This is a genomic window from Nonomuraea sp. B5E05 (assembly GCF_039880665.1).
In the GTDB taxonomy this organism is placed as follows: Bacteria; Actinomycetota; Actinomycetes; order Streptosporangiales; family Streptosporangiaceae; genus Nonomuraea.
In genome coordinates this window covers 164,085-187,387 of sequence record NZ_JBDPMJ010000002.1, presented here as the reverse complement: position 1 = coordinate 187,387, position 23,303 = coordinate 164,085, and the positions used below count along the sequence as shown (strand labels likewise).

General features: G+C 71.2%; 22 protein-coding genes. 14 read left to right on the top strand and 8 right to left on the bottom strand.

Going from position 1 to position 23,303, the window contains the following annotated elements; translation table 11 throughout:
• Positions 1 to 364 precede the first annotated feature (364 nt).
• A complete protein-coding gene (locus ABGB01_RS04320; protein WP_347770510.1) occupies positions 365 to 904 on the top strand; it encodes an NAD(P)H-dependent oxidoreductase in 540 nt (179 codons plus the stop codon).
• 20 nt (positions 905 to 924) lie between these two features.
• Here ABGB01_RS04320 and arfB read toward each other — a convergent pair whose 3' ends face one another.
• On the bottom strand, positions 925 to 1,332 hold the full coding sequence (gene arfB, locus ABGB01_RS04315) for an alternative ribosome rescue aminoacyl-tRNA hydrolase ArfB (protein WP_347643030.1): 408 nt from the start codon (positions 1,330 to 1,332) through the stop codon (positions 925 to 927).
• A 168-nt stretch (positions 1,333 to 1,500) separates the two neighbouring features.
• Between arfB and ABGB01_RS04310 the strand changes: the two genes are divergently transcribed.
• The 3 genes from ABGB01_RS04310 (at position 1,501) to ABGB01_RS04300 (ending at position 4,600) form a co-directional block, all read left to right on the top strand.
• Positions 1,501 to 2,331, top strand: coding sequence for a hypothetical protein (locus ABGB01_RS04310; RefSeq protein ID WP_347770507.1), 831 nt, complete (start codon positions 1,501 to 1,503; stop codon positions 2,329 to 2,331).
• Positions 2,328 to 2,906, top strand: coding sequence for an HAD family phosphatase (locus ABGB01_RS04305; protein WP_347770505.1), 579 nt, complete (start codon positions 2,328 to 2,330; stop codon positions 2,904 to 2,906). The genes ABGB01_RS04310 and ABGB01_RS04305 overlap by 4 nt, the downstream gene beginning before the upstream one ends.
• 128 nt (positions 2,907 to 3,034) lie before the next feature.
• Entirely contained in the window at positions 3,035 to 4,600 is a 1,566-nt protein-coding gene (locus tag ABGB01_RS04300; protein WP_347770503.1) for an alkaline phosphatase D family protein, read from the top strand.
• Between the two features lie 84 nt (positions 4,601 to 4,684).
• On the opposite strand, the gene ABGB01_RS04295 is transcribed toward ABGB01_RS04300, so the two are convergent.
• Positions 4,685 to 6,064, bottom strand: a complete 1,380-nt coding sequence (locus tag ABGB01_RS04295) for an FG-GAP and VCBS repeat-containing protein (RefSeq protein ID WP_347770501.1) — start codon at positions 6,062 to 6,064, stop codon at positions 4,685 to 4,687.
• A 155-nt stretch (positions 6,065 to 6,219) separates the two neighbouring features.
• On the opposite strand from ABGB01_RS04295, the gene ABGB01_RS04290 reads away from it, so the two are divergent.
• On the top strand, positions 6,220 to 7,452 hold the full coding sequence (locus tag ABGB01_RS04290) for a cytochrome P450 (RefSeq protein WP_347770499.1): 1,233 nt from the start codon (positions 6,220 to 6,222) through the stop codon (positions 7,450 to 7,452).
• 6 nt (positions 7,453 to 7,458) lie between these two features.
• On the opposite strand, the gene ABGB01_RS04285 is transcribed toward ABGB01_RS04290, so the two are convergent.
• Positions 7,459 to 8,871: an MFS transporter gene (locus tag ABGB01_RS04285; protein WP_347770497.1), complete on the bottom strand. Its 1,413-nt coding sequence runs from the start codon at positions 8,869 to 8,871 to the stop codon at positions 7,459 to 7,461.
• Between the two features lie 13 nt (positions 8,872 to 8,884).
• On the bottom strand, positions 8,885 to 9,493 hold the full coding sequence (locus tag ABGB01_RS04280; RefSeq protein ID WP_347770495.1) for a TetR/AcrR family transcriptional regulator: 609 nt from the start codon (positions 9,491 to 9,493) through the stop codon (positions 8,885 to 8,887).
• 110 nt (positions 9,494 to 9,603) lie between these two features.
• On the opposite strand from ABGB01_RS04280, the gene ABGB01_RS04275 reads away from it, so the two are divergent.
• Positions 9,604 to 10,743, top strand: coding sequence for a Fic family protein (locus tag ABGB01_RS04275; RefSeq protein ID WP_347770493.1), 1,140 nt, complete (start codon positions 9,604 to 9,606; stop codon positions 10,741 to 10,743).
• A gap of 9 nt (positions 10,744 to 10,752) precedes the next feature.
• On the opposite strand, the gene ABGB01_RS04270 is transcribed toward ABGB01_RS04275, so the two are convergent.
• Both ABGB01_RS04270 and ABGB01_RS04265 read right to left on the bottom strand, forming a co-directional pair.
• Positions 10,753 to 11,397 carry a biliverdin-producing heme oxygenase gene (locus ABGB01_RS04270; protein WP_347770491.1) on the bottom strand — a complete coding sequence of 215 codons (645 nt, stop codon included), beginning with the start codon at positions 11,395 to 11,397 and terminating at the stop codon, positions 10,753 to 10,755.
• Between the two features lie 118 nt (positions 11,398 to 11,515).
• Positions 11,516 to 12,331 (bottom strand): alpha/beta hydrolase, encoded by an 816-nt coding sequence (locus ABGB01_RS04265; RefSeq protein ID WP_347770489.1) that lies wholly within the window; start codon positions 12,329 to 12,331, stop codon positions 11,516 to 11,518.
• Between the two features lie 159 nt (positions 12,332 to 12,490).
• Here ABGB01_RS04265 and ABGB01_RS04260 point away from each other — a divergent pair, with 159 nt between their 5' ends.
• Genes ABGB01_RS04260 through ABGB01_RS04235 form a run of 6 tightly spaced genes read left to right on the top strand, consistent with a single transcriptional unit; the run spans position 12,491 to position 18,340 of the window.
• Positions 12,491 to 13,306 carry an STAS domain-containing protein gene (locus tag ABGB01_RS04260; protein ID WP_347770487.1) on the top strand — a complete coding sequence of 272 codons (816 nt, stop codon included), beginning with the start codon at positions 12,491 to 12,493 and terminating at the stop codon, positions 13,304 to 13,306.
• Positions 13,306 to 13,671, top strand: coding sequence for an STAS domain-containing protein (locus ABGB01_RS04255; RefSeq protein ID WP_347771234.1), 366 nt, complete (start codon positions 13,306 to 13,308; stop codon positions 13,669 to 13,671). Before ABGB01_RS04260 ends, ABGB01_RS04255 begins: the two co-directional genes overlap by 1 nt.
• Positions 13,668 to 14,069: an ATP-binding protein gene (locus ABGB01_RS04250; RefSeq protein WP_347770485.1), complete on the top strand. Its 402-nt coding sequence runs from the start codon at positions 13,668 to 13,670 to the stop codon at positions 14,067 to 14,069. The genes ABGB01_RS04255 and ABGB01_RS04250 overlap by 4 nt, the downstream gene beginning before the upstream one ends.
• Positions 14,070 to 14,085: 16 nt before the next feature.
• Entirely contained in the window at positions 14,086 to 15,093 is a 1,008-nt protein-coding gene (locus ABGB01_RS04245) for an ATP-binding SpoIIE family protein phosphatase (protein ID WP_347770483.1), read from the top strand.
• Positions 15,063 to 16,745: an ATP-binding protein gene (locus tag ABGB01_RS04240; RefSeq protein WP_347770481.1), complete on the top strand. Its 1,683-nt coding sequence runs from the start codon at positions 15,063 to 15,065 to the stop codon at positions 16,743 to 16,745. The genes ABGB01_RS04245 and ABGB01_RS04240 overlap by 31 nt, the downstream gene beginning before the upstream one ends.
• Positions 16,742 to 18,340 carry a fused response regulator/phosphatase gene (locus ABGB01_RS04235; protein WP_347770479.1) on the top strand — a complete coding sequence of 533 codons (1,599 nt, stop codon included), beginning with the start codon at positions 16,742 to 16,744 and terminating at the stop codon, positions 18,338 to 18,340. Before ABGB01_RS04240 ends, ABGB01_RS04235 begins: the two co-directional genes overlap by 4 nt.
• 31 nt (positions 18,341 to 18,371) lie before the next feature.
• Here ABGB01_RS04235 and ABGB01_RS04230 read toward each other — a convergent pair whose 3' ends face one another.
• A complete protein-coding gene (locus tag ABGB01_RS04230; RefSeq protein ID WP_347770477.1) occupies positions 18,372 to 19,397 on the bottom strand; it encodes an oligopeptide/dipeptide ABC transporter ATP-binding protein in 1,026 nt (341 codons plus the stop codon).
• Entirely contained in the window at positions 19,381 to 20,382 is a 1,002-nt protein-coding gene (locus ABGB01_RS04225; RefSeq protein ID WP_347770475.1) for an ABC transporter ATP-binding protein, read from the bottom strand. The genes ABGB01_RS04230 and ABGB01_RS04225 overlap by 17 nt, the downstream gene beginning before the upstream one ends.
• 128 nt (positions 20,383 to 20,510) lie before the next feature.
• On the opposite strand from ABGB01_RS04225, the gene ABGB01_RS04220 reads away from it, so the two are divergent.
• Positions 20,511 to 21,719: a membrane dipeptidase gene (locus ABGB01_RS04220; protein ID WP_347770473.1), complete on the top strand. Its 1,209-nt coding sequence runs from the start codon at positions 20,511 to 20,513 to the stop codon at positions 21,717 to 21,719.
• Entirely contained in the window at positions 21,719 to 23,302 is a 1,584-nt protein-coding gene (locus ABGB01_RS04215; protein ID WP_347770471.1) for an ABC transporter substrate-binding protein, read from the top strand. The genes ABGB01_RS04220 and ABGB01_RS04215 overlap by 1 nt, the downstream gene beginning before the upstream one ends.
• The last annotated feature ends 1 nt before the right edge of the window (position 23,303 follow it).

Sequence of the window (23,303 nt, the reverse complement as noted above, 5' to 3'; positions counted from 1 at the left end):
GAGAGGACTCCTGCCCAGAGGAACCGGAGACGCGTACGTACAGGGCCTCCAAGCGAACACCATCCGCACCGCTCGTGACCTTCATCGCCTCGACATCGACCGAGGAGAAGCGACGCTCACGACCGACTCATGTCACCGGAATCTTCCCCGAGTCAGCCCAAAGGCGAAGCGTCACGGGATGAACACCAAGACGCTTCGCAGCCCTTGAGAGTCGAAGAAGTTCCACAGCGATCACGCTACTACGATCACTAAAGATCTTTAATCAAACTAGTGAACCTGTGGGGCTCTTGACCGAGGGATGGTCTTGGACATCCAAGGCATCGGGCAGTTTCCCGGTAACACCGGAACCCCTTGGGAGCAGAGGGTGAAAATCATCGGGATTGCGGCCAGCCTCAACAAGGGGTCCTTTATCAACCGGCTGCTCGTCGCCGCGGGCGCCGAGTTGCCCCGCGGCATCGCCTTCGAGGAGTGGCGCGGGCTGGCCGAGATCCCGCCGTACACCCGAGGTCCGGTTCCCGCGCCGGCGGGCGCGCTGGCCCGCCTGGTGGCCTCCGGTGGCGCCGTGCTGCTGACCGCGCCCGAGCACAGCCTGCTGCCGCCCGAGCTGACGTACGCGCTGGACTGGATGGCGGCCCGCGACGGCCTGTCCGGCAAGCACGTCGCGGTCATGAGCGCCAGCGCCCGCGCCTGCGGCGCCATGTGGGCCCAGGCGGAGCTCTACAAGCGGCTCCAGAGCGCCGGGGCGGTCGTCATGGGCGCCGAGCTGGTGATCTCCCCCGCCTGCTCCCATTTCGACGAGTACGGACGTCTCAGGCCGGCCGCCCTGCGAGACCAGGTGCGCGCGGTGATCCGGCAACTCTGCCCCACCGGGATCCTGGAACCCGTGCTTTCTTTGTCGCCCTGAGGGCCGCCCTGAGGGCCGCTCTAGGGGTCGCGGCGCAGGCGTTTGACGTCGGAGCGGTGCTTCTTGGCGGTGATGCGCCGCTCGACGGCGCCGCGGCTCGGCTTGGTCGGGCGGCGGCGCTTGGGCGGCGGGGCGATGGCCTCGCGCAGGCGCTGGGCCAGGCGGTGCCGCGCGGCCTCCCTGTTGCGCAGCTGCGAGCGGTATTCGGAGGCGGCGATCGTGATCGTGTCGGCGCCCAGCCGGCCGCGGGCCCGCTCCTTGAGCGCAGGCGGCAGCGCGGTGCTCGCGGCCAGGTCGAAGGTCAGCTCCACGCGGCTGTCCGTGGTGTTGACACCCTGGCCGCCCGGGCCTGACGAGCGCGAGAAGCGCCAGACGAGCTCGGCGTCGGGGATGACGACCGAGTCGTTGACGACCAGCGGGCCGGGCATGGGTGAAACTCCTGTTCGACGTCCACAGTGAAGTGTCACCGTATCCGGGCGACCTATGCCGGTCGCAACGGCATTTCCCTTCGCCGCGGCGGGATCACCGGCTTGACGGCGGGATGCAAGCGGCGTATGCCAATATCGCGCAACAACGATCAAGGGTGGGGAGGCGCTGTGGCGGCCATCGTCGGCGTGCACGGAATCGGCAAGTACAACTACTACGTGGACGCCGGACGGTCCGCGGCCGGGGCGGCGGAGGCCATGCGCCGCAAGTGGGACCGCTACCTGCACGCGACGCTGGAGGCGGAGTCCGCGGCCTACTTCGCCGAGATCGCCTACTTCGCCCACCACCTGCACCACGGCGGGCCCGATGACCGGGTCGACGACGCGCCGGAATCCGCCGCCGCGATGGAGATCCAGGCCCAGGAGGTCCTCGCCGGCTGGGCCAGGAACATGGGCCTCGGCGAGCACATCACAGGAGCGCTCAAATCGGTCACCGGCTGGCTGCTCGACAGGCTGGACGGCAGGTCGGCGGCGTTCGCGAAGCTGTTCGCGCCCGAGGTGGCGACGTACCTCACCGACCAGGCCAGGCGGGAGAGCTGCCGGCAGGTCGTCGCCGACGTCATCCGGCGCAACCGGCCCAGAGTCGTGATCGCCCACTCGCTCGGCAGCGTCGTCGCGTACGAGACGCTCTGGGCGCACCCCGAGCTCGAGATCGACCTGCTGGTCACCCTCGGCAGCCCGCTCGGTATGCGCCACGTCGTCTTCGAACGCCTCCTGCCCGCCCCCATCAACGGCCGCGGCGAGCGCCCGAAAAACGTGGGGCGCTGGGTGAACATCGCCGACAAGGACGACATCGCCGCCATCCCGCCCGCGCTGCGCGAGAGCTTCACCGGCGTCGACGCCGAAGAACTGGTCAACCTCGACTGGATCGACTTCCACACGGCCGAGAAATACCTCGGCTGCCCGGCGCTCGACCCGCATCTGCGACCATTCCTGGCATGACGTGGATCGTGTTCGACTATGGCGGTGTCCTGTCCCTGCCCCAGCCCGAGTCCGACGCGGATGCCATGGCGCGGGCCGCCGGGGCCGACCCCGAGCTGTTCAGCCGCGGCTACTGGGAGTACCGCCTCGCGTTCGACCGGGGGAGCCTGACGCCGTTCACCTACTGGTCGGCGGTGCTCGGCAGGCCCGTCGCCCACTCCGAGGCCGCCCGGCTGGTCGCCATGGACATCGCGAGCTGGGCCCATCCCGACGAGGGCACGGTCGCCGTCCTGGGCGAGCTGCTCGAGGCGGGCCGCGACGTGGCGCTGCTGTCCAACGCGCCCGTCTGCGTCAGCGAGGGCCTGGACGAGCTGCCCTGGATCGCCGCGATCGGGCGGCGCTTCTACAGCGGCAGGATGGGCCTGGTCAAACCCGACAAGGAGATCTACGACGAGGTGGCCCGCGAGCTCGACGCCGACCCCGCCGAGATCGTCTTTATCGACGACCGGCTGGAGAACGTCCAGGGCGCCGAGCGGGCCGGCATGACCGGCGTGCACTTCACCGGCGCCGCCGCGCTGAAGGCGACGCTGGGGTGAAGGCGACGCTGGGGTGAAGGCGACGCTGGGGTGAAGGCGACGCTACGCGGACAGGACGACTGACGCTGTTCATCCGTCCTTGACTCCGCGGTCACGGCCGGGTCAGCACGGGCGGACATACCTGGAGCGTGGACCGCAGAGCCTTCCTGACAGCGGCGACCGCCGGACTCCTCCTCCCGCAGCCCGCCGGCCGGCCGGCCCTCGCCTCCCCGGCCAGAACCCTCAGATCCGATCCGTTCAGGCTGGGCGTCGCCTCCGGCGACCCGACGACCGACGGCTTCGTCCTGTGGACCAGGCTGGCCGTCGCCCCGCTGAACGGCGACGGGCGCGGCGGCATGCCCTCCCGCGACGTGGACGTCGCCTGGCAGGTGTCGGCCGACGAACGTTTCGCCACGATCGTGAGATCCGGCACCGCCACCGCCAGGGCGCGCGACGCCCACAGCGTCCACGTCGAGCTGAAAGGGCTGGAGCCGGGGCGCGACTACTTCTACCGGTTCAGGAGCGAGGGCCGGCTCTCACCGGCCGGCCGGACCAGGACCACGCCCGAGGGGGAGACGCCGCTGACGTTCGCGGTGGCCGCGTGCGCACACTACGAGCACGGCTACTACACCGCCTACCGCCGCCTGGCGCAGGAGGAGCCCGACCTGGTCGTCTTCCTCGGCGACTACATGTACGAGTACGGCCCCAGCGGCTACACCGCGCTGACCGGCCGCGTCCGCACCCACACGCCGGGCAAGTGCCGCACGCTCGCCGACTACCGGCTGCGGCACGCGCAGTACAAGAGCGACCGCGACCTGCAGGCCGCGCACGCGGCGGCGCCGTGGCTGGTGGCGTTCGACGACCACGAGGTGGAGAACAACTGGGCCGGCCCGGTCTCCAGCTCGGGAGCACGGGACTTCGCCGGGCGCCGGCGTGAGGCGTTCAAGGCGTACTACGAGAACATGCCGTTGCGCCGCGCCAGCCTCCAGGGAGCGGTGCTGCGGGTGAACCGGCGGGTCTCGTGGGGCAGGCTGGCCCGCTTCCACCTGCTGGACACCCGGCAGTTCCGCGACGACCAGGCGTGCGAGGACGGGGTGCGGGCCGGGTGCGACGAGCGGCTGGCGGACGGCCGCACGCTCCTCGGGCCCGGCCAGTGGCGCTGGCTGGAGAGCGGGCTGCACGGCTCCAGCACCCGGTGGAACCTGCTCGGGCAGCAGATCATGATGGCGCAGCGCGACCACAAGGTCGGCCCGGGACGCGAGGTGAACCTGGATTCGTGGGACGGCTACGCGGCCGAGCGCACGCGGCTGCTGCGGTCGCTGGCCCGCACCTCCAACCCGGTGGTGCTGACGGGGGACGCGCACATGCACCACCTGGCCGACCTCAAGACGGACTTCGACGACCCGGACTCGCCGGTGGTGGCCAGGGAACTGGTGGCGTCGTCGATCGCGAGCGACGGGGACGGGTACCGGGACCGCACGTGGATCGCGGAGGCCCTCCAGGAGAACCCCCATATTTCCTACATCGACCAGCGGCGCGGGTATGTGATGGCTCGACTGACCCGCGATGAGATGTCCGTCGAGTTCCGAACACTGGACTACATCTCACGCAGAGGTGCCCGCGCGCGCACCTCCCACCGCCTCACCCTCCCGGCCGCCCCCGACGCCGCCCCCGACGCCGCTGCCGCCGCCCAGGCCGCCGCCCCTCCCGGCTGACCGCCGACACGACCCCACGCTCGTCGTGTGGGCCCCGCCTTGGGGGCGCTGAGCCCGCCCGCAGGGGTGCCGCACCCGGCGCTGTCAGCCGAAGGTGTAGCCGTACAGGCCGGAGCCCTCGCTGAGCGGGCGTACCTTGCCCAGCCGCAGGCCCGCCCTGCGCGACCCGGGCGCGTACATGACGAGGCCCTGGCCGGGTGCGGCCACCACGAGCGTGTGCACCGGGCGCCGCCGGGTCAGCGGCCGGTAGCCGTCACCCCATCCCGGCAGCGCGGTCACCGAGGCGCCGAAGTCGCGCCCCTTCCCCTTGACCAGCAGGTTCCCCTTCCTGGTGAGCCCGCCCGCCGCACGTCCCGCCAGCACCTGGACGGCCTTCTCCCCGGGCACGCCGATGGCGAGGTCGTCCCTGCCGTCGCCGTTGAAGTCCCCGGCCGCCAGCGAGGCACCGAACCGGTCGTAGTAGCGGGGCCTGCCGTCGAGCGTGTTCTGCGACCACGCCTCGGTCCGGTCGGTACGCAGCCCGCGGCGCGAGCCGTACAACACGTCCACGGTGCCGTCGCCGTAGTCCATGGCCCGCTGGTTCGCGCTGAGCCCTTCGCCGGGCACGCCGATGGCCAGGTCGTCCTTGCCGTCGCCGTTGAAGTCGCCGGTGGCCAGCGAGGCCCCGAACCCGTCCCACTTCTCCGCGACGCCGTGGATGCCGGGCGTGCTCTGCGTGAGCAGCCGGGCCCGCCTCGCGCGTACGTCGATGACGGTGGCCGAGCCTTGCCCGTCCTTGTCCGCGGTGTCGGCGGGCGCTCCCACGGTCAGCTCGTCCCTGCCGTCCCCGTCGAAGTCGCCGGTGGCCAGCGCCGCGCCCCACTGGTCGGTGACGCGCGCCGCCTGCCGTACCCACCGCGTCTTCTGCGTGATTTGGTACGGTTTGCGCCCCTTCATCCCGTACACCGTCACGGCCCCGCCCGACCGGTGGCTGGGCGAGCCGACGGCCAGCTCGTCCCTGCCGTCCCCGTCGAGGTCGCCTGCGGCCAGGGCCGCGCCGAACCGGTCGCTGGACGGCTTGGCGGGCGCCAGCCGCCGGCCCGCGACCAGCCCTTCGGGAGAGCCGTCGTAGATCTGCACGACACCGTTCCCGTCGCCGCCCGGCACCCGCTCGCCGGCGAACTCCTCCGACACGCCCACGGCCAGGTCCGCGCACCGGTCGCCGTCGAAGTCGCCGACGGCCAGCGCGGAGCCGAAAGCGTCACCCGGCTCGGCGTCGTCCTGGACGAGCTTGGCCGTCCTGCCCGAGCCGTACATCACGGTCACGGAACCGGCTCTGGAGGCGTCGTAGGGCGCGGCCACGGCGAGGTCGGGCCGCCCGTCGGCGTCGAAGTCGAGCGGGTGGCCGCCGCACGACCGGGCGGTGGCGGGGGCCGTACCTGTGGCGAGGGGAAGAACCAGGCAGGCGGCGAGCACAGCGTTCATACCGGAAGTAATGACCAGGCAGGTCGAACCGCGCCTGAACGGCACGAGAACGGGCCAGGAGGGCAGCATGCACATCGCCCGCCGACCGCGAGGAGCCCTGTGGGCGCGGGGTTTCCCGTGTCCGGACCGGCGCGGGACCGTGCCAGGATAGTCGGGTGGACGACATCGACCTCGCTGATCTGGACTTCTGGCGCAAACCGCTCAAGGAGCGCAACGAGGCGTTCGCCCGGCTCCGTCAGCTGGAGCTCCCGGTGTTCTTCCCGGAGAAGAAGGTCCCGCTCCTCCGCTCGGGTAAGGGCTTCTACGCCCTCGTCCGCCACGCGGACGTGGTCGAGGCGAGCCGTAACGCCAAGGTGTTCTCCAGCGAGCCCGCCGTCACCAACCCCGAGCCGCCCGGCTGGGTGAAGCAGGTGTTCGGGGAGTCGATGGTCAACATGGACGATCCGCGCCACGCCCGCCTGCGCAGGATCGTCACCCGCTCGTTCAGCCCGAAGATGCTGGCCGGCCTGCAGAGCGACATCGAGGCGGCCTGCGCCCGCATCGTCGACGACGTCGTCAAGGACGGTCCGCGCGACTTCGTCTCCCAGGTCGCCGCCCGGCTGCCGATCCACGTCATCTGTGACATGCTCGACATCCCGCAGGAGTTGCGGGCCAAGGTGCACCAGCACGTCGACATCTCCACCGCCTACACCGGCGTGCGGCCCAGCCTGGCCCGCAGCGTCCAGATGGCCGGCCAGAACATGCTGGCCCTGCTCGCCCTGCAGCGCATGGTCATCAAGCTAGGCCACGAGCGGGTCGCCAACCCCAAGGGCGACCTGGTCTCCCTCCTGGTCAACGCCAACCCCGACGGGGAGAAGCTGACCGACAAGGAGCTCGGCTCGTTCTTCGCGCTGCTCCTGGTCGCGGGCAACGAGACGGCCCGCAACACGATGGCCCACGGCATCAAGCTGCTCACCGACAACCCGGCGCAGCGCGAGCTGCTGATCAGCGACTTCGACACGCACATCAACGGCGCCGTCGAGGAGATGGTCCGCTACGTGTCGCCGATCATGCAGTTCCGGCGCACGCTCACCGAGGACTACACGCTGCGCGGCCTGGAGCTGAAGAAGGGCGACAAGGTCGTGCTCTTCTACGGCTCGGCCAACCGCGACGAGTCGGTCTTCTCCGACCCCGACACGTTCGACATCACCCGCGACACCAAGCCGCACGTCGGCTTCGGCGGGCCCGGGCCGCACTTCTGCCTCGGCGCCAACCTGGCCAGGCAGGAGCTGCGGACGATGTTCCGCGAGCTGCTGACCAGGCTGCCCGGCATCCGCTCGGTCGGCGAGCCCGAGCTGCTCCTGTCGAACTTCGACAACAGCGTGCGCAGCCAGGGATTCGCCTTCTAGCCGTCGCTAGTCGTCGGACACGAGGACGTTCGACCTGATGGTGAAGAACGTGATCAGTGCCGCCACCGCCATCATGCCGGCGCTGATCAGCATCGCCATCCTGAAGCCCGCGTCGAACACCGGAGGGTTCTCGAACGCGTCGCCGACCAGGCCGACCACCGGCGGCACCGCGGCCACCGCGAACAGGCTGCCGGTGCGGGCCACCGCGTTGTTGACGCCGCTGGCCGTGCCCGCGTGGCGGTCCTCGACCGTGGCCAGCACCGTCGCGGTCAGCGGCGCGACCGCGCCCGACAGCCCCAGCCCGAAGACGGACACCGCGGGCAGCACCTGGAGCGGATAGGACGCACCGAAGCCGATGGTGCTCATCCACAGGAAACCGGCGCCCGCCAGCAGGATCCCGCCCGTCATCGGCCAGCGCGGCCCGATCCGTCTGGCCAGCTCACCGGCCCTGCCGGACAGCAACATCATCAGGATCGTCGTGGGCAACATCGCGAGCCCGGCGGCGATGGGGGAGAAGCCGGAGACGACCTGGAGCTGCACCACGAGCAGGAAGAACACCACGCCCATGGCCGCGTACATGATCAGCGTGACCACGTTGACGGCCGTGAACACGCGGTCGCGGAAGATGGCGACGGGCACCAGCGCGTCCGGCGACCTGCGCACCTCGATCGCCACGAACGCGGCCCCCAGCAGCAACCCGGCGAGCAGTGGCGCCGGCGCGCCCTCCTGGATCAGCCCGTAGGTGATCCCGGCCAGCGCCAGCGCCGCAAGGACCGAGCCCAGCACGTCGAAGCGCCCCGCGGCCTGCTCGTCCTTGCTCTCGGGCACGTGCCGCAGGGCGACGAAGAGGATGAGCGCCGCGAACGGCAGGTTGATCAGGAACGCCCACCGCCACCCGGCGGTCTGCACCAGCCACCCGCCGAGCAGGGGCCCGATGGCGCTGGCCACCCCGCCGAGCCCCGACCACGTGCCCACGGCGCGCGGCCGGTCGTGCCGGACGAACGACGCCTGGATGATCGCCAGCGAGCCGGGCGTGAGCAGCGCGCCGCCGATGCCCTGCAGCGCCCTGGCCCCGATCAGGAACTCGATGCTCGGCGACAGCCCGCACAGCGCGGAGGCCACGGCGAACCACACGACGCCGATGACGAAGATCGTGCGCCGGCCGTAGCGGTCTCCGAGCGAGCCGCCGAGCAGGATCAGCCCGGCGAGGGTGAGCGTGTAGGCGTTGATCGTCCACTGCAGCCCCGCCATGCCCGCGTCCAGCTCCCTGCCGAGGTAGGGGAGCGCGACGTTCACGACCGTGCTGTCGAGCAGTGCCAGGCCCGAGCCCAGCACCGTCGCGAACAGGATCCAGCGGCCGCGCGCCGACCTGAGCTCGACATGGTCGCCGGCATGCAGCTCGTTGGGCCCGGAGGTCATGGGCCCAATCCTGTCACCGCCGCCCGGCCTCGCTCCCGAGGGCGCGCAACACGAATGCGGAAACCAGCTCGGCGGCCGCCTCCACCGTCACGTCGCCGCTGATCAGCGGCACCCGCTCCGCGCCGATGACCGCGAGCACCATCCGCGCAGTGGCAGGCACGTCGAGCACCTGGAAGTCCCCGGACGCCTGGCCGCTCTCGAGGATCTCGACGAGGACGCGCTGCATGGGCGCGACGTGCTCGGCCAGCCGCTGGTAGGCGTCGGGGCCGAGGGCCGCGCTGAGGTCGGCGGCCCCCGGATGCGGGTGCGCGAGCAGCCCGGCCAGCTGGAGGCGGACGAACGCCCGCAACCGGTCGGCGGGCGAGGCGTCGGCGGGCAGCTCCCGCTCGTAGCTGTCGATGAAGTAGCGGGTCACCCGCTCGGTGAACGCCAGCAGCAGCGCGGTCTTGTCGGGAAAGTAGTTGTAGAGCACGGTGCGCGTGATGCCGGCCTCGCCGGCCACGTCGGTCATGGAGATGGCGTCGATGCCCTGCTCCCTGGACAGCCGCGAGACCGCCTGCAGGATGCGGTCGCGCGTCTGGGCGCGGTGCTCGCCGATGGTGGCGGCGGAGATGCGGGGCATAGGCCCATGTTACGGCGTACGGGCGATCTAGCCTGCGGAACTTACCGGACACATTCAATCGAATCATTCGCTCATTTGCTTGGTTGATTCGACCGTGCTTTCATGGCCTCATGCTCTACGGCACACCGGTCCTCGACCCCGCCGACAAGGCGGTGCTCGCCGAGATCGAGGACATGCGGCAGGATCTGCGCTTCCGCCTGGCCGAGACCCATCGATGGGACGGCCAGCTCCGCAGGCAGCTCCAGGCGCGGGCGATCCAGGGCTCCAACTCCATCGAGGGCTACCGGGCTGGGGTGGAGGACATCCAGTCGATCATGGCGGGGGAAGAGCCTCTGGAAACCTCCGCCTCTGTCGCCAAGGAGATCGCCGGCTACCAGCAGGCGCTGACCTACATCACGCTGCTGTCGCGCGCGCCCGCGTTCCGCTACGACGTGGGCGTGCTCAACGCGCTCAACTTCATGATGATCGGCCACCACCGGCACAAGACCCCCGGCGTCGTCAGGCCGGGAAGCATCTTCATTCGTGACTCCGAGTCCGGCACGGTCGTCTACGAAGGGCCGGACGTCGAGGTGGTGCCGGGCCTGCTCGGCGAGCTCGTGACGTGGCTCAACGAGGGCGACCGCGACGCGCCGAGCTACGTGCGGGCCGCGATGGCCCACCTCAACCTGGTGAAGATCCATCCGTGGCGCGACGGCAACGGCCGCATGTCTCGTGCCCTGCAGACCCTGGTGCTGGGCAGAGACCGGATCACCACCCCCGAGTTCGCCTCCATCGAGGAAGGGCTGGGGCAGCAGCGCACGACGGTCGAATACTACGACGTGCTCGGCGTCGTCGGCGGGCGCCGATGGAGCCCGCACGGCGACACCCTTCCCTGGGTGCGGTTCTGCCTGAAGGCGCATCACATGCAGGCGCAGCGCGTCCGGCGCCGGCTCGCCGAGGCGGGCGAGATCTGGACCCTGCTGGAGGAGCGGGTCGACACCGACGGGCTCAACACGCGGTGCGTCTCGGCGTTGTACGAAGCGTTCGTGAGCCGGCGCCTGCGCCGCAGCCGCTATCAGGCCGACGAGGGCCTGAGCCAGGGCCAGGCCGCCCGTGACCTGCGCGACCTGGCCGTCAAGGGCTGGCTGCGGCCCTACGGTGAGACGAAGGGCCGCTATTACGAGGCCGGCCCCCGGATGGCCGAGATCAAGGCCGACTTCGCCGGGCGCGCCGCCCCGCTGCGCGACCCCTATCGCGAGGACGCCGGCTAGAGCCGCCGGTCAGGCGGCGGCCCTGACGGTCTGGAAGAGCTCGGCGAGCACCGCGGTGTTGAGCCGGTAGGCGAGCTTGACCTCGCTGATGACGCGCCGCCGCTCGCTGTCGTCGAGCTCCAGCGCGTCGAGCCGGGACCGGTATTCGGTCTTGAACCGGGGCAGGCTGCCCAGCTCGTCGAAGAAGTAGAAGTCGACGCCCCCGCCCTTGGTGTAGCCGTAGATCTTCTGCAACTCCATCCGGATGAACTGCCCGCCGGACAGGTCGCCCAGGTAGCGGGTGTAGTGGTGGGCGATGTAGCCGCCCGGCCAGCCGGCTGTCTCGCGGATGCGCGCCACGAGGGCCTCGGTGGATGCCGACGGCGTGATCCGGTCGCGCCAGCCCGGCCCGTAGACGGTGGCAAGGTCGCGTTCGAGGGCGGGCTCGCGGTAGAGCTCGGGGAAGACGAAGCGGCCGGCCACCGGGTGCTCGGCCAGCTCCCGTGACACCCCGTCGAGCGCGGTGTAGGCGAAGTAGTGCTGGGCGACCATCTCGCCGTATTCGTGCTCGCTCAACCGGCCGGCCATGAGCTCGGTGAGATAGCCCTCGGACTCGGCCGACTCGTGGTCGGCCCAGGTGGCCTTTCGCAAGCTCTCGGAGAACGACGTCGTCACAGCCCACCTCTACTCCGCTGGTGTTTTCATGACGAAGTGTCACAAACGGCGCCCGCCGGCGTCAAGCTGATGACGACACCATGTCATCAAAGTTCCTCCTACCCCCACGCGGTCCCGGTCAACCGGTGACCTGCCCGGATCGCCCCAGCACGATCAGGGTCAGGTTGCGCAGCGACGTGCTGCCGGGCGCGAAATAGTCACTGTGCCCGCCGGGGCCGGCCTCGAACACGCGGGCGCCGAACGCGGCACTCATGGGATCGGTGCCGAACCCCAGCGGGCCGAGCTTGGTCTTGGGCACGAACCGGATCCAGTCGTTCGCCCCGAGCCCCGCCCAGACCCGCGGCCGGGCGGGCACACCCAGCGACGCCCCGACGCGCGCCTGGGCGGGCCCACCGTGCGACGCCAGGACGGACCCCGTGCGAGGCGGAGCGGTCAGCGCGGCGGCCGACGGCGCGTCGACGCCGGGGCTGCCGAAGACGGCCAGGTCGGAGACCGGCAGGCCGGGCATGGCCTTGGCGCACACCGCCGAGCCGTAGCTGTGGCACAGCAGCGTCACCGGCGCGTCCGTGCGCCCGCGCAGCCTGACGACGGTGCGGCGCAGCTCCCCGGCCCCTTCGCCGGCCGCGTCGTCGGCGATCGCGCCCAGGCTCAGCGTGGGCGGGGCGTCGTAGCCCAGCCACGCCACCACCGCCAGCCGCTCGTGCGGCGCCAGCCGGGCGGCTTCGGCCAGCAGTGCCCGCGCCGCGCCGCCGGGCCGTTCGGGGCCGTCGTCGAAGGTCTCCACTGTGGTGTCCGCGCCCGGCACGATGACCGCCACCCGGTCGGCTGTCTTCAGCTCTCCGTAGATCTTCACCAGCCGCCCGCCCGGCGGCGCCGGCCACAGCAGGAATGTGCCGGTCGCGACAAGCCCGGCCAGGACGAGGTTTCTGAACATGCCGCGACGTTATGGAGGCCGCCGGGTAATCCGCGTCGCCGCAGGGTTTGAACCTGCACGTAGTACTCAGGGGTGACTCTGGGCAGGGAAGGTGTACCGGGATGCCGGAAGAGCGCATCGAGAGTCCCCTCTGGAGAGACCTTGTCCGATCATGCAGACGTGGAACGGCGGTTGGTGGAGCTGCTCCGCACCCATGAGGAGCAGGTCGTCCGCCGGTGGGTGGAGTCCGCCGACGCGCCGCGCGACGAGCTGGCGGAGATCTACGGCGCCATACTCGGCGCCATCGAGGAGGGCGGGCGCGACCTCGCCGACCTGCGCGGCCTGCTCGCCGAGCTGTCGCGCTCGCGGGCCCGCGCCGGCTACTCGCCCGCCGAGACCTCCAAGGCCGTCTTCGGCCTGAAGGGGGCCCTGTACGAGGTCGTGGTCGACCAAGCCGACGACGAGGTGCTGCGCGGATTCATCCGGGTCGCCCGCCTCATCGACGACCTCGGCCTGTTCACGTTCGAGGCGTACGCGCAGGCCCGCGAGAAGATCATCATGGATCAGGCGGAGCAGCTTCTCGAGTTGTCCACCCCGGTGGTCAAGCTCTGGGAGGGCATCGTGGCGGTGCCGCTGATCGGCACGCTCGACTCCGCCCGCACCCAGGTCGTCATGGAGAAGCTGCTGGAGACGCTGGTCGAGACCGGCGCCGAGCACGCGGTCATCGACATCACCGGCGTCCCCGCCGTCGACACGCAGGTCGCCCAGCACCTGCTCAAGACCGTGTTCGCGGCGCGGCTCATGGGCGCGGAATGCGTCATCTCCGGCATCCGCCCGCAGATCGCGCACACCATCGTCACGCTCGGCATCGAGTTCGGCGACATCGTGACCAAGACGTCGCTGGCCGACGCGCTCGCCCACGCCTTCAACCGCAGCGGCGTGCAGGTGAGCGGCGGGCCGGCCACGCGCGTCACCGTACGGGCGGAGCAGGCGTGATGGAGCGGGTGCCCATCCTCAAGCTCGGCGACCTGCTGATCGTCTCCATCCAGGTCGATCTGGACGACCAGACCGTGCTCGCCCTGAAGGAGGACCTGGCCGAGGCGGTCGTCGCGCGCGGGGCCAGAGGAGTGATCATCGACATCTCCGCCGTCGAGATCGTCGACTCGTTCACCGGGCGGATCCTGGCCACGATCGGCGAGATGTGCAGTGTGCTCGACGCGCACGCCGTGGTCGTCGGCATGCGGCCGGCCGTGGCGATCACGCTCGTGGAGCTCGGACTCTCGCTCGGCGGCGTCCGTACGGCGCTCGACCTGGAGAAAGGGGTTGCGCTGCTAGGCCACGTCAGGGGCGCGGTGCCGTGAACTCCGAGCGGGAGACGGCCATCGCGAGCAGCGCCGACGTCGTGGCGGTTCGCCGGCTCGTCAGAAGCGCCGCCATCGAGGCGGGGCTGTCCCTCATCGACCAGACCAAGATCATCACGGCCGCCAGCGAGCTGGCACGCAACTCCCTCGTCTACGCGGGGCGGGGAGAGGTGCGCGTCCACGTCGTCGAGAACGGGCCGAAACGCGGGCTCAAACTGGTCGTCAGCGACCAAGGACCGGGCATCTCGGACGTCGAGCGGGCGCTCACCGACGGCTGGACCACCGGCACGGGCCTGGGGCTCGGGCTGGGCGGGTCACGCCGGCTGGTCGACGAGTTCGACCTGCTCTCAGAACCGGGAAAAGGCACGACGGTGACGGTGACGAAATGGGCCCGGTGACGCGATGGGCCGCGAGATGAGTTACGTGACCAGCCGGCGGATGGAGGCCTGGGTCCGCGCCGAAGACCCCAGCGTGGTGGGCGCGGTACGCCGGCGGGCCGTCGAGTTGGCCGAGCGGGCCGGGTTCGACGCGACGCTGGCCGGGCAGATGGCGGTGGCCGTCAGCGAGGCGGCGTCCAACCTCGTCAAGCACGCCGTAGAGGGCAGCGTCATGGTCCGCCTCCATCCCGAGGCCCCCGCCACGGTGGAGCTCATCGCCTTCGACAGAGGGCCGGGCATGGCCGACGTCGCCCGCGCCCTGCGCGACGGCTACTCCTCCTCCGGGACGCTCGGCATCGGCATGGGCGCCATCGCCCGCATCGCCACCGGCTACGACGTGCACTCCCTGCCCGGCAGGGGGACCGTGCTCGCCATGCACTTCACCGCCGGCCGCCGGTCCGCTCCGCCGGCGGCGGCGGCCAGCGGCCTGACCCGGCCCATCGGCGACGAGGAGGTGTGCGGCGACTCCTTCGCCATCTCCACGACGGGCGCCGCCACCACCGTCATGGTCTGCGACGGGCTGGGCCACGGCCACATCGCGGCGCAGGCCTCCCAGCTGGCCGTCGAGCTGTTCCTGCAGGTGTGCGAGCGGGAGCCGCTGGCCATCGTGGATCACCTGCACCGCGGGATGGGCGTCACCAGGGGAGGTGCGGTCGCGGTCGCGCGCCTCGCCGGCGGCGCGGTGACCTACGCGGGGCTCGGCAACGTCTCCGGGTGGGTCGCGCACGCCCAGGGACGGCAGGGCATGGTGTCGGTGCCGGGCATCGCCGGCCACCGTGGGGGACGGCTGCGGCAGCTCACGTACGAGCTGCCGGACCACGCCACCGTGATCATGCACTCGGACGGGCTGTCGGAACGCTGGGACCCGGCGCACGTACCCGGCCTGTTCGCCCGCACCCCGGCGGTGATCGCCGCGTGCCTGCTGCGCGAGGCCGGCACCAGGCGCGACGACGTGTGCGTGGTGGCGGCGAGGCCGGGCACGTGAAGGCGGCCGAGCTCATTCGCGTCCGGCTCGACGCCGGGAAGGACGTGTTCGTGCTGCGCCGCCTCGGTCGCGCGGCCGCCGAGCTGGCCGGGCTCGAGCCGCAGGACCAGGTCCGGGTGGCGACGGCGCTCAGCGAGGTCGGCAGGGAGGTCTACGGCCCCGGCGCGGCGGCGTTGATCGCGCTCGGCGACGACGAGCTGCTGATCACCCTGAGCCACGAGCAACGATCCGGCCTGGCCGGGTCCGAGGGTGTCAGGCTGGCGGGCCGGCTGGTCGACCAGGTCGAGCTCGACGACGGGCACGTCACGCTCGCCAAGCGGTTGCGGGCGCGGCCGTGGCACGGTCAGGTCGCCGGCATCCGCGCCGGGCTGGCCCGGCTGGCGCCCGTCTCCGTCCTCGACGAGCTACGGGAGCAGAACAGGGAACTGGCCGCGACCCTGGACGACGTGCTGCGGCTCAACGCCGAGCTGCAGGAGACCAACACGGGCGTGCTGGCGATGTACAACCAGCTCTCGGCCGAGCTGGAGGAGACCAACAGGGGAGTGGTCGCCCTGTACGCGGAGCTGGATGAGAAGTCCAGCCAGCTCCGCGAGGCGACCGAGGCCAGGAACCGCTTCTGGGCCACCGTCAGCCACGAGCTGCGGACCCCGCTCAACTCGGTCATCGGCCTGGTGCGGCTGCTGGCAGGCCCGGGGGGCGATCCGCTGACCGAGGAGCAGGCCCACCAGGTAGAGCTCATCGGCAGCTCGACCGAGACTCTGCTGGGGCTCGTCGGCGAGCTGCTCGACATGGCCAAGGCCGAGTCGGGCCGTCTCGAACCGCACCCCGCCAGGATCAGCCTGACGGAGGTGGCGGAGCATCTGCACCTGACGATGGGCCCGACGAGCGAGCGGGGCGGCGTGGAGCTGCGCCACCACGTGGCGCCCGAGGCCGCCACACTGCACGTGGACGAGGGCATGCTCGTCACGATCCTGCGCAACCTGCTGTCCAACGCGCTGAAGTTCACCGAGGGCGGCGAGGTGCGGCTGGAGGCCCGCGCGGACGACGACAGGGGCGAGGTCGTCATCACGGTGGCCGACACCGGCATCGGCATCGCGCCCGAGCACGTGAAGCGCGTGTTCGAGGACTTCTACCAGGTGCCGGGCTCCTTCCAGATCGGGGCGAAGGGCACCGGCCTGGGCCTGCCGTACGCGCGCAGGCTGGCCGAGGCGCTCGGCGGGACGCTGGAACTGTCCAGCACGCCGGGCGAGGGCACCACCGCCACGCTCAGGCTGCCGCACCACGGCGGTCCGCCCGAGCTGGAGCGGGTGCTCGTCGCGGACGACGACGAGGTGTTCCGCGCGGCCGCCCGGCGCATGTTGCACGGCTTCGCCGCCCACGTCGTCGAGGCCGCCGACGGCGCCGCCGCCCTCGAGGCGATGGCCGCCGAGCCGCCCGACGTGATCCTCATCGACCTGCTCATGCCGCGCGTCGACGGCCACACGCTGCTCCTCCGCATGGCAAAGGACGATCGGCTGAGCCGGATCCCCGTGGTCGTGGTGACCGTGCAGCCGCAGTACGCGCCCGAGGGACGAGCGGTCCTGTCCAAGCACGGGCTGCGCAGAGATCAGCTGATCCAGGCCATCCGCCAGGCCAGAGGGGGCGAAGCGTGACGCGACAGCAAACCGTCCCCGTGGCGGACATCCAGCCGGGAACCGTCCTCGTGGTCGACGACACGCCCACCAAGCGCTACATCCTCGCGAGATGGCTGCGCAGGGCCGGGCACAGCGTGGTCGAAGCGAGCAGCGGAGAGGAGGCGCTGGAGAAGCTGGCCGGCGGGCAGATCGACCTGGTCGTCCTCGACGTACGGTTGCCCGACATGTCCGGGTTCGAGGTGTGCGAGCGGATCAAGGCTGATCCGGCCACCGCGTCGATCCCCGTCGTCCAGGTGTCGGCCAACGCCATCACCGTGGCCGACCGCACCGAAGGGCTGGAACGCGGCGCCGACGCGTACCTGATCGAGCCGATCGAGCCCGCCGAGTTCGCCGCCATCGTGCGGGCCATGCTGCGCTACTACCGGGCGCGGTGGCAGGCCGAGCTCATGGCCGGGCGGCTGGCCCGGCTGGCCGGCGTGACGTTGTCGATGAACGAGGCGGAGACGTTCGACCAGGTGCTCGCGGTGGCCGCCGAGGGCACGGCCGACCTGCTCGGCCGTTTCTGCGGCGCCCTGGCGCTGCTGCCGGAGGGCTGGACACGGCGCTACTGCGCCCGGCCGGGCGAGCGGGCCACCTCCCACACGGCCGGTCCCGACGTGCTCGACCGGCTCTCCCTGCTGGCGCCGGAGAAGGCCGCGCCGGCCCAGGTGTTCACGGTCGAAGCCGCCCGCTGGCACGCTCTCCTGCCCGGCGTGAACGCGGAGGGCCCCAGCACCGGCGTGCTCTGCCGGACGAGGAAGTCGAGGTCTCCCGTCTACCTCGGCGTGGCGACCGGCCCGCCGCTCGACGCCGACGAGGTCAACCTGCTGCGCCAGGTGGGCCAGCAGCTGGCGCTGGCCGTCGACGCGCTGCGCGCCTACACCGAGGAGCACGCGATCGCGCTCACCCTGCAGCGCAGCCTGCTGCCTGCCGGCATCCCCCGCGTGCCCGGTCTGCAGGTTGCCGTGCGCTACCAGCCGGCCGTCGACAACGTCGAGGTCGGCGGCGACTTCTACGAGGTGCTGCCGATCGACCACCGGGTGCTGGTCGCGATCGGCGACGTGGAGGGACACTCGCTGCACGCCGCGACCGTGATGGCGGAGATCCGCCACGCCATGCGCGCCACGCTCATCGCGCAGGTCGACCTGAGCGCCTCGCTCGACCTGCTCAACCGGATGATGCGGCGCTACCACCCGCGCGTGACCGCCACCGTCTGCATGGTGCTCGTCGACCCGGCCACGGGCGAGGTCGAGGTGGCCAACGCCGGTCACCTCCCGCCGCTGCTCGCCGGGCCCGGCTCCGCCTACCACGGCCTGGGCAACCTGCTGCTGGGCGTGATGCCGGAACGCTACGAGGCCGACCGGCTGAAACTGCCGCCCGGCGGCACGATGGTGCTGTTCACCGACGGGCTGGTGGAGGACCGCGACACCCCGCTCGACGACAGCCTGGAGGTCGCCAGGCGGCTGGCGGAGACCGTCGAGGACGACCTGGAACAGTTCGCCGAACGCATGCTGGGGGCGTTCGGCGCGCGCGAGGACGACGTCGCGCTGGTCGTCCTGCGCCGTGAGCCCTGAGCCCTGAGCCGGGGGCGCGCGGGGCGTGGAGTCAGGACTGCCGCTCGGCGTAGTGGCAGGCGGCGTCGTGGCCGCCGCCGGAGACGGGCTCGAGCGCGGGCTCCTGCTCGGCGCACCGGTCGGTGGCCTTCCAGCAGCGGGTGTGGAAGCGGCAGCCGGGCGGCGGCGCCACGGGGCTCGGCGGGTCGCCGGCCAGCATGATGCGCTTGCGGCCCCGCAGCTGCGGCTTGGCCGCGGGGGCCGCCGACAGCAGCGCCATCGTGTACGGATGCGCGGGGCTGCCGTACACCTCGGCCGCCGGCCCGGTCTCCGCCAGCCGGCCCAGGTACATCACGGCCACCCGGTGCGACACGTGCCGCACCACGGCCAGGTCGTGGGCGATGAACACCAGCGCCACCCCGAGCGTGCGCTGCAGCTCGGCGAACAGGTTGACCACCTGGGCCTGCACCGACATGTCCAGCGCCGAGACCGGCTCGTCGCACACGATCACGTCCGGCTCGGTGGCCAGCGCGCGGGCGATGCCGATGCGCTGGCGCTGGCCGCCGGAGAACTCGTGCGGGTAACGGTTCATCCGCTCGGGCGGCAGGCCCACCAGCGAGAGCAGCTCTCCCACCCGGTCCCGCAGGGCGCGGGCGTCCGCGCACAGCCGGTGCACGCGCAGCGGCTCGGCCACGATGTCGAGCACGGTCATGCGGGGGTTGAGCGAGGTGAGCGGGTCCTGGAAGACCATCTGGACGCGGCGGCGGATGTCGCGGGGCACGCCGCCGCGGGTGAAGAACGGCCGGTCGCGGAAGCTCACCTCGCCCTGGTCGGGGCGTTCGAGGCCGACGAGCATGCGGGCGAGGGTGGACTTGCCGCAGCCGGACTCGCCGACGATGCCCAGGGTCTCCCCGGCCCGCAGCTCCAGGTCCACGCCCGCGACCGCGCGTACGGCCCCGCCGCGCGAGAGGATCCCGCCGCGGTAGGTCTTGTGCAGCCCGGTGGCGCGCAACACCGTCTCGCCCGGCCCGGCGGTGGTGGGCGTGGCGGTGGTGGCGGGTTCAGGCGGGGGCGCCATCGAGCATCTCCTTCACGTGGTGGCAGGCGGCGTACCGGCCGGCGCCGGTCTCCAGCGGCACGAGCGGCGGGCGCGTGCTCGCGCACACGTCGCTCGCCCGGTCGCAGCGGGGCGCGAACGAGCACCCGGGCGACGTGGTCGCGGGGCTGGGCGGCGCGCCGGGGATGGCGCGCAGCTCCGACGCCGGCCTGTCCAGGTCGGGCACGGCCGCGAGCAGGGCGGCCGTGTACGGGTGGGCGGGCAGGTCGTACAGCTCCTCGGCCTGGCCGCTCTCCACGAGCCGGCCCGCGTACATCACCGCGACCCGGTCGCTCACCTCCGCCGCCACCCCCAAGTCGTGGGTGATCAGCAGGACGGCGGTGCCGAGCTCGCGCCGCAGCCGGTCGATGAGCTCCAGGATCTGCGCCTGTACGGTCACGTCGAGCGCGGTGGTCGGCTCGTCCGCGATGATCAGGTCGGGTTCGAGCGCCACCGCCATGGCCACGAGGATGCGCTGCCGCATGCCCCCGGAGAACTGGTGGGGGTAGTCGCCGATCCGCGTGGCCGCCGCCGGGATGCCCACCAGGTCGAGCAGCTCGACCGAGCGCGCCCTCGCCTCCTTGCGCGACAGGCCCCGGTGGACGCGGAAGAGCTCCCCGATCTGGTCGCCGACGCTGAGCACCGGGTTGAGCGCCGACAGGGCGTCCTGGAAGACCAGCGTCATCGCGCTGCCGCGCAGGGCCCGGCGCTCCTCGGCGGACATGGCGAGCAGGTCACGGCCGCCGAGGCGGGCGGCCGCCGAGCGCACCTCGACGCCGGGCTGGTCGAGCAGCCCCATGACGGCCTTGGCGGTGACGGACTTTCCCGAGCCCGACTCGCCGAGCAGGGCCAGCGTCTGGCCGCGCTCGATGGTCAGGTCCACGCCGCGCACCGCGTGGATCTCACGCCCGCGCGCGGTGAACGTGACGTGGAGGTCGCGGATCTCCAGAACCGGTGACTCGCTCACCGCACCCCTTCCTCGCTGTGCCGGATGATGGCGTCCGAATCTTGTCTGACGCCGAAATTCACCATCGATGTTGTCTTATGCGCCTGATCCTGGCAAACTTCCGGCAATCGGACAAGAGGGGATATCAAGTGCTGGAAGCCGCGAAGAGCTACAAGGGCTACCGTTCCTACGAATACCTGGAGGCGGGCACCGACTACCGCACGTTCGACCTGGCGCCCGAGCTCGGCCGGGTCCCCGCGTACGAGGGGCCCGAGCTCACCACCGAGCAGTCCGAACGCGTCCGCCGCCTGCTGACCGACAACCTGGTCGTCTCCCTGCACGACCACCCCTCGGTCTTCCCCGACGACATCCGCCAGACGGTCGACTACAACCGCACCGCCCGCCACCACACCGGGTACGCGGGCCTGGCCCGCTCCGGCATGACCGTCGTCTTCGACAACCTCATGGACGGCACCTGCTGCATCACCAGCCAGGCCGGCTGGAAGTGGAACGACGTGGTCGCCGACATTGGCATGCGCCTGTCGGACCTCGCCCACCAGGACTACGTCATCAAGGTCGAGCGCCTGGCCGACGTGCACGAGGCGCACGCGAGCGGCCGCATCGGCCTCGTGCTCGCCCTCGAGGCCGCCACCATGATCGAGAACGAGGTCGACAGGATCGACATGCTGTACGGCTTCGGCGTACGGCAGATGGGCATCGCCTACAGCGAGGCCAACACTCTGGGCAGCGGCCTGAAGGAGCGCGGCGACGGCGGCCTGACCCTGTTCGGCGAGAAGGCCGTGCGCCGCATGAACAAGCTGGGCATCGCCATCGACGTCTCCCACTCCGGCGACCAGACCTCGCTCGACACGATCCGCCACTCCACCAGGCCGATCCTCATCACCCACGCCGGAGCCCGCGCGGTCTGGCCGACCAACCGCATGAAGCCCGACTCCGTCATCAAGGCCGCGGCCGAGCGCGGCGGCGTGATCGGCCTCGAGGCGGCCCCGCACACCACGCTGTCGCCCGACCACACCCGCCACAGCCTGGAGTCGGTCATGGACCACTTCACGTACTGTGTGGACCTGGTCGGCATCGACCACGTGGCGTTCGGCCCCGACACGCTGTTCGGCGACCACGTCGGGCTGCACGACACCTTCGCCGAGCACCTGTCGCTCAACGAGGCGCACGCCGGCATCGCCTACGACAAGGTGCCGTACGTCGACGGCCTGGAGAACCCCGCCGAGTGCTTCTGGAACATCATCGCCTGGCTGGTCACCCACGGTTACTCCGACGAGGAGATCACCAAGGTGGTCGGGGGCAACGTCATGCGCGTGCTGGAAGAGGTCTGGATCTGATGAGACGTGTCACCGTCCTGGGCGCGCTGGCCGCCCTGTCCGTCGCGCTGACCGCCGCCTGCGCCCCGAGCGTGCCCGGCTCGTCGCAGTCGACCGGCTCGTCCGGCGCGCCCGCCGAGGCCGGCCGGCTGACCATCGGCACCACCGCCGACGTGGTCAACTACAACCCGCTGGTCGGCAACAGCCGTACCGACTCCTGGGTCACCAGCCTGATGTACCCGCACCTGACCCAGATGGACGAGGCCGGCAAGCGCGTCCCGTACCTGGCGGCCGAGTGGTCCTACTCCGAGGACGGCAAGACCGCCACGGTCAAGCTGCGCGACGACATGACGTGGTCGGACGGCCAGCCGGTCACCGCCGACGACGTGGTGTTCTCGGTGACGGCGGTGCAGAAGGAGAAGTTCGGCGTGGTCGCCGGGCTCATCACGGCGCTGGACAAGGCGAAGGCCGTCTCGCCCACCGAGGTCGAGTTCGCCCTCAGCCGTCCCGACGGGACGTTCCTGGACAACGTCGGCTTCTGGCTGCCGATCGTGCCCAAGCACGTGTTCGGGAAGGCGCCCAGCGTGCAGAAGTTCGCCAACGACTCCGACTGGGTGAGCGCGGGCCCGTTCAAGCTGACGAAGGCCGAGCGCGGCCAGCGCTACGTCATGGAGCGCGTCGACGACTTCGGCCCCGGCAAGCCGGCGATCAAGGAGGTCGTCTTCCGGGTCTTCCCCGACGTGAACACCGAGGTGCTCGCCCTGCGCAACGGCGAGATCGACCTCATCGGCAACGTCCTGCCGCCCGCCACCGCGGCCGAGCTGAAGAACGACCCCAAGGTCAAGCTCCAGCAGATCCCCTCGCTGGGCTGGGCGCACCTGCAGTACAACACCAAGCGCAAGCCGCTGGACGACGTGCGCGTCCGCAGGGCGCTCGCGCACGCCGTCGACTACGAGGCGATCAGGAACATCGCGCTGAAGGGCTTCGCCAGGTCCTCCAACTCCAGCGTGCTGACCCCCTCGCTGCCCGACTACGCCGACCCGGCGTCGAAGGAGTACGCCTTCGACCCTGAGCAGTCCAAGAAACTGCTGGCCGAGGCGGGCGTGAGCAATCTGAGCCTGAACATGATCTACGACCAGGCCGACCCGAACATCGCCCGCTGGGCCCCCATGGTCCGCGACGCGGCGAAGAAGGCCGGGATCACGATCAAGCTGCAGGGCCTCGAGCGCAACACGTACCTGGACAAGACCGCCAAGCGGGACTTCGACATCTACGCCGGCTCGTGGGCCGTCATGGACAACCCGCCCGCCAACCTGGGCCTGGCCTTCAAGACCGGCGGGTTCATCAACTACGCCCAGGTCAGTGACCCCAAGCTGGACGACCTGATCGACCAGGCGCAGCGGGCGCTCACCCAGGAGGAGGCCAAGAAGCCCATCCAGGAGGCCGCCAGGATCATCCACGACCAGGTCTACGACAACGTCCTGTACGTGGAGACGTTCAACATCGCCCACTCCACGAAGTGGACCGGGTTCAAGCCGATGCCGAGCGAGCTGCTGTCCATCCTGAACCCGCTCTCTCTCGCCGCGGCGAAGCCGGCGGGCTGAT

Bases quoted from the DNA above. Each gene is read 5' to 3' on its own strand.
- arfB (WP_347643030.1), bottom strand. From the start codon at position 1,332: ATGCCCGGCCCGCTGGTCGTCAACGACTCGGTCGTCATCCCCGACGCC.
- ABGB01_RS04305 (WP_347770505.1), top strand. From the start codon at position 2,328: ATGACGTGGATCGTGTTCGACTATGGCGGTGTCCTGTCCCTGCCCCAG.
- ABGB01_RS04295 (WP_347770501.1), bottom strand. From the start codon at position 6,064: ATGAACGCTGTGCTCGCCGCCTGCCTGGTTCTTCCCCTCGCCACAGGT.
- ABGB01_RS04285 (WP_347770497.1), bottom strand. From the start codon at position 8,871: ATGACCTCCGGGCCCAACGAGCTGCATGCCGGCGACCATGTCGAGCTC.
- ABGB01_RS04280 (WP_347770495.1), bottom strand. From the start codon at position 9,493: ATGCCCCGCATCTCCGCCGCCACCATCGGCGAGCACCGCGCCCAGACG.
- ABGB01_RS04275 (WP_347770493.1), top strand. From the start codon at position 9,604: ATGCTCTACGGCACACCGGTCCTCGACCCCGCCGACAAGGCGGTGCTC.
- ABGB01_RS04265 (WP_347770489.1), bottom strand. From the start codon at position 12,331: ATGTTCAGAAACCTCGTCCTGGCCGGGCTTGTCGCGACCGGCACATTC.
- ABGB01_RS04255 (WP_347771234.1), top strand. From the start codon at position 13,306: ATGGAGCGGGTGCCCATCCTCAAGCTCGGCGACCTGCTGATCGTCTCC.
- ABGB01_RS04245 (WP_347770483.1), top strand. From the start codon at position 14,086: ATGAGTTACGTGACCAGCCGGCGGATGGAGGCCTGGGTCCGCGCCGAA.
- ABGB01_RS04230 (WP_347770477.1), bottom strand. From the start codon at position 19,397: ATGGCGCCCCCGCCTGAACCCGCCACCACCGCCACGCCCACCACCGCC.
- ABGB01_RS04215 (WP_347770471.1), top strand. From the start codon at position 21,719: ATGAGACGTGTCACCGTCCTGGGCGCGCTGGCCGCCCTGTCCGTCGCG.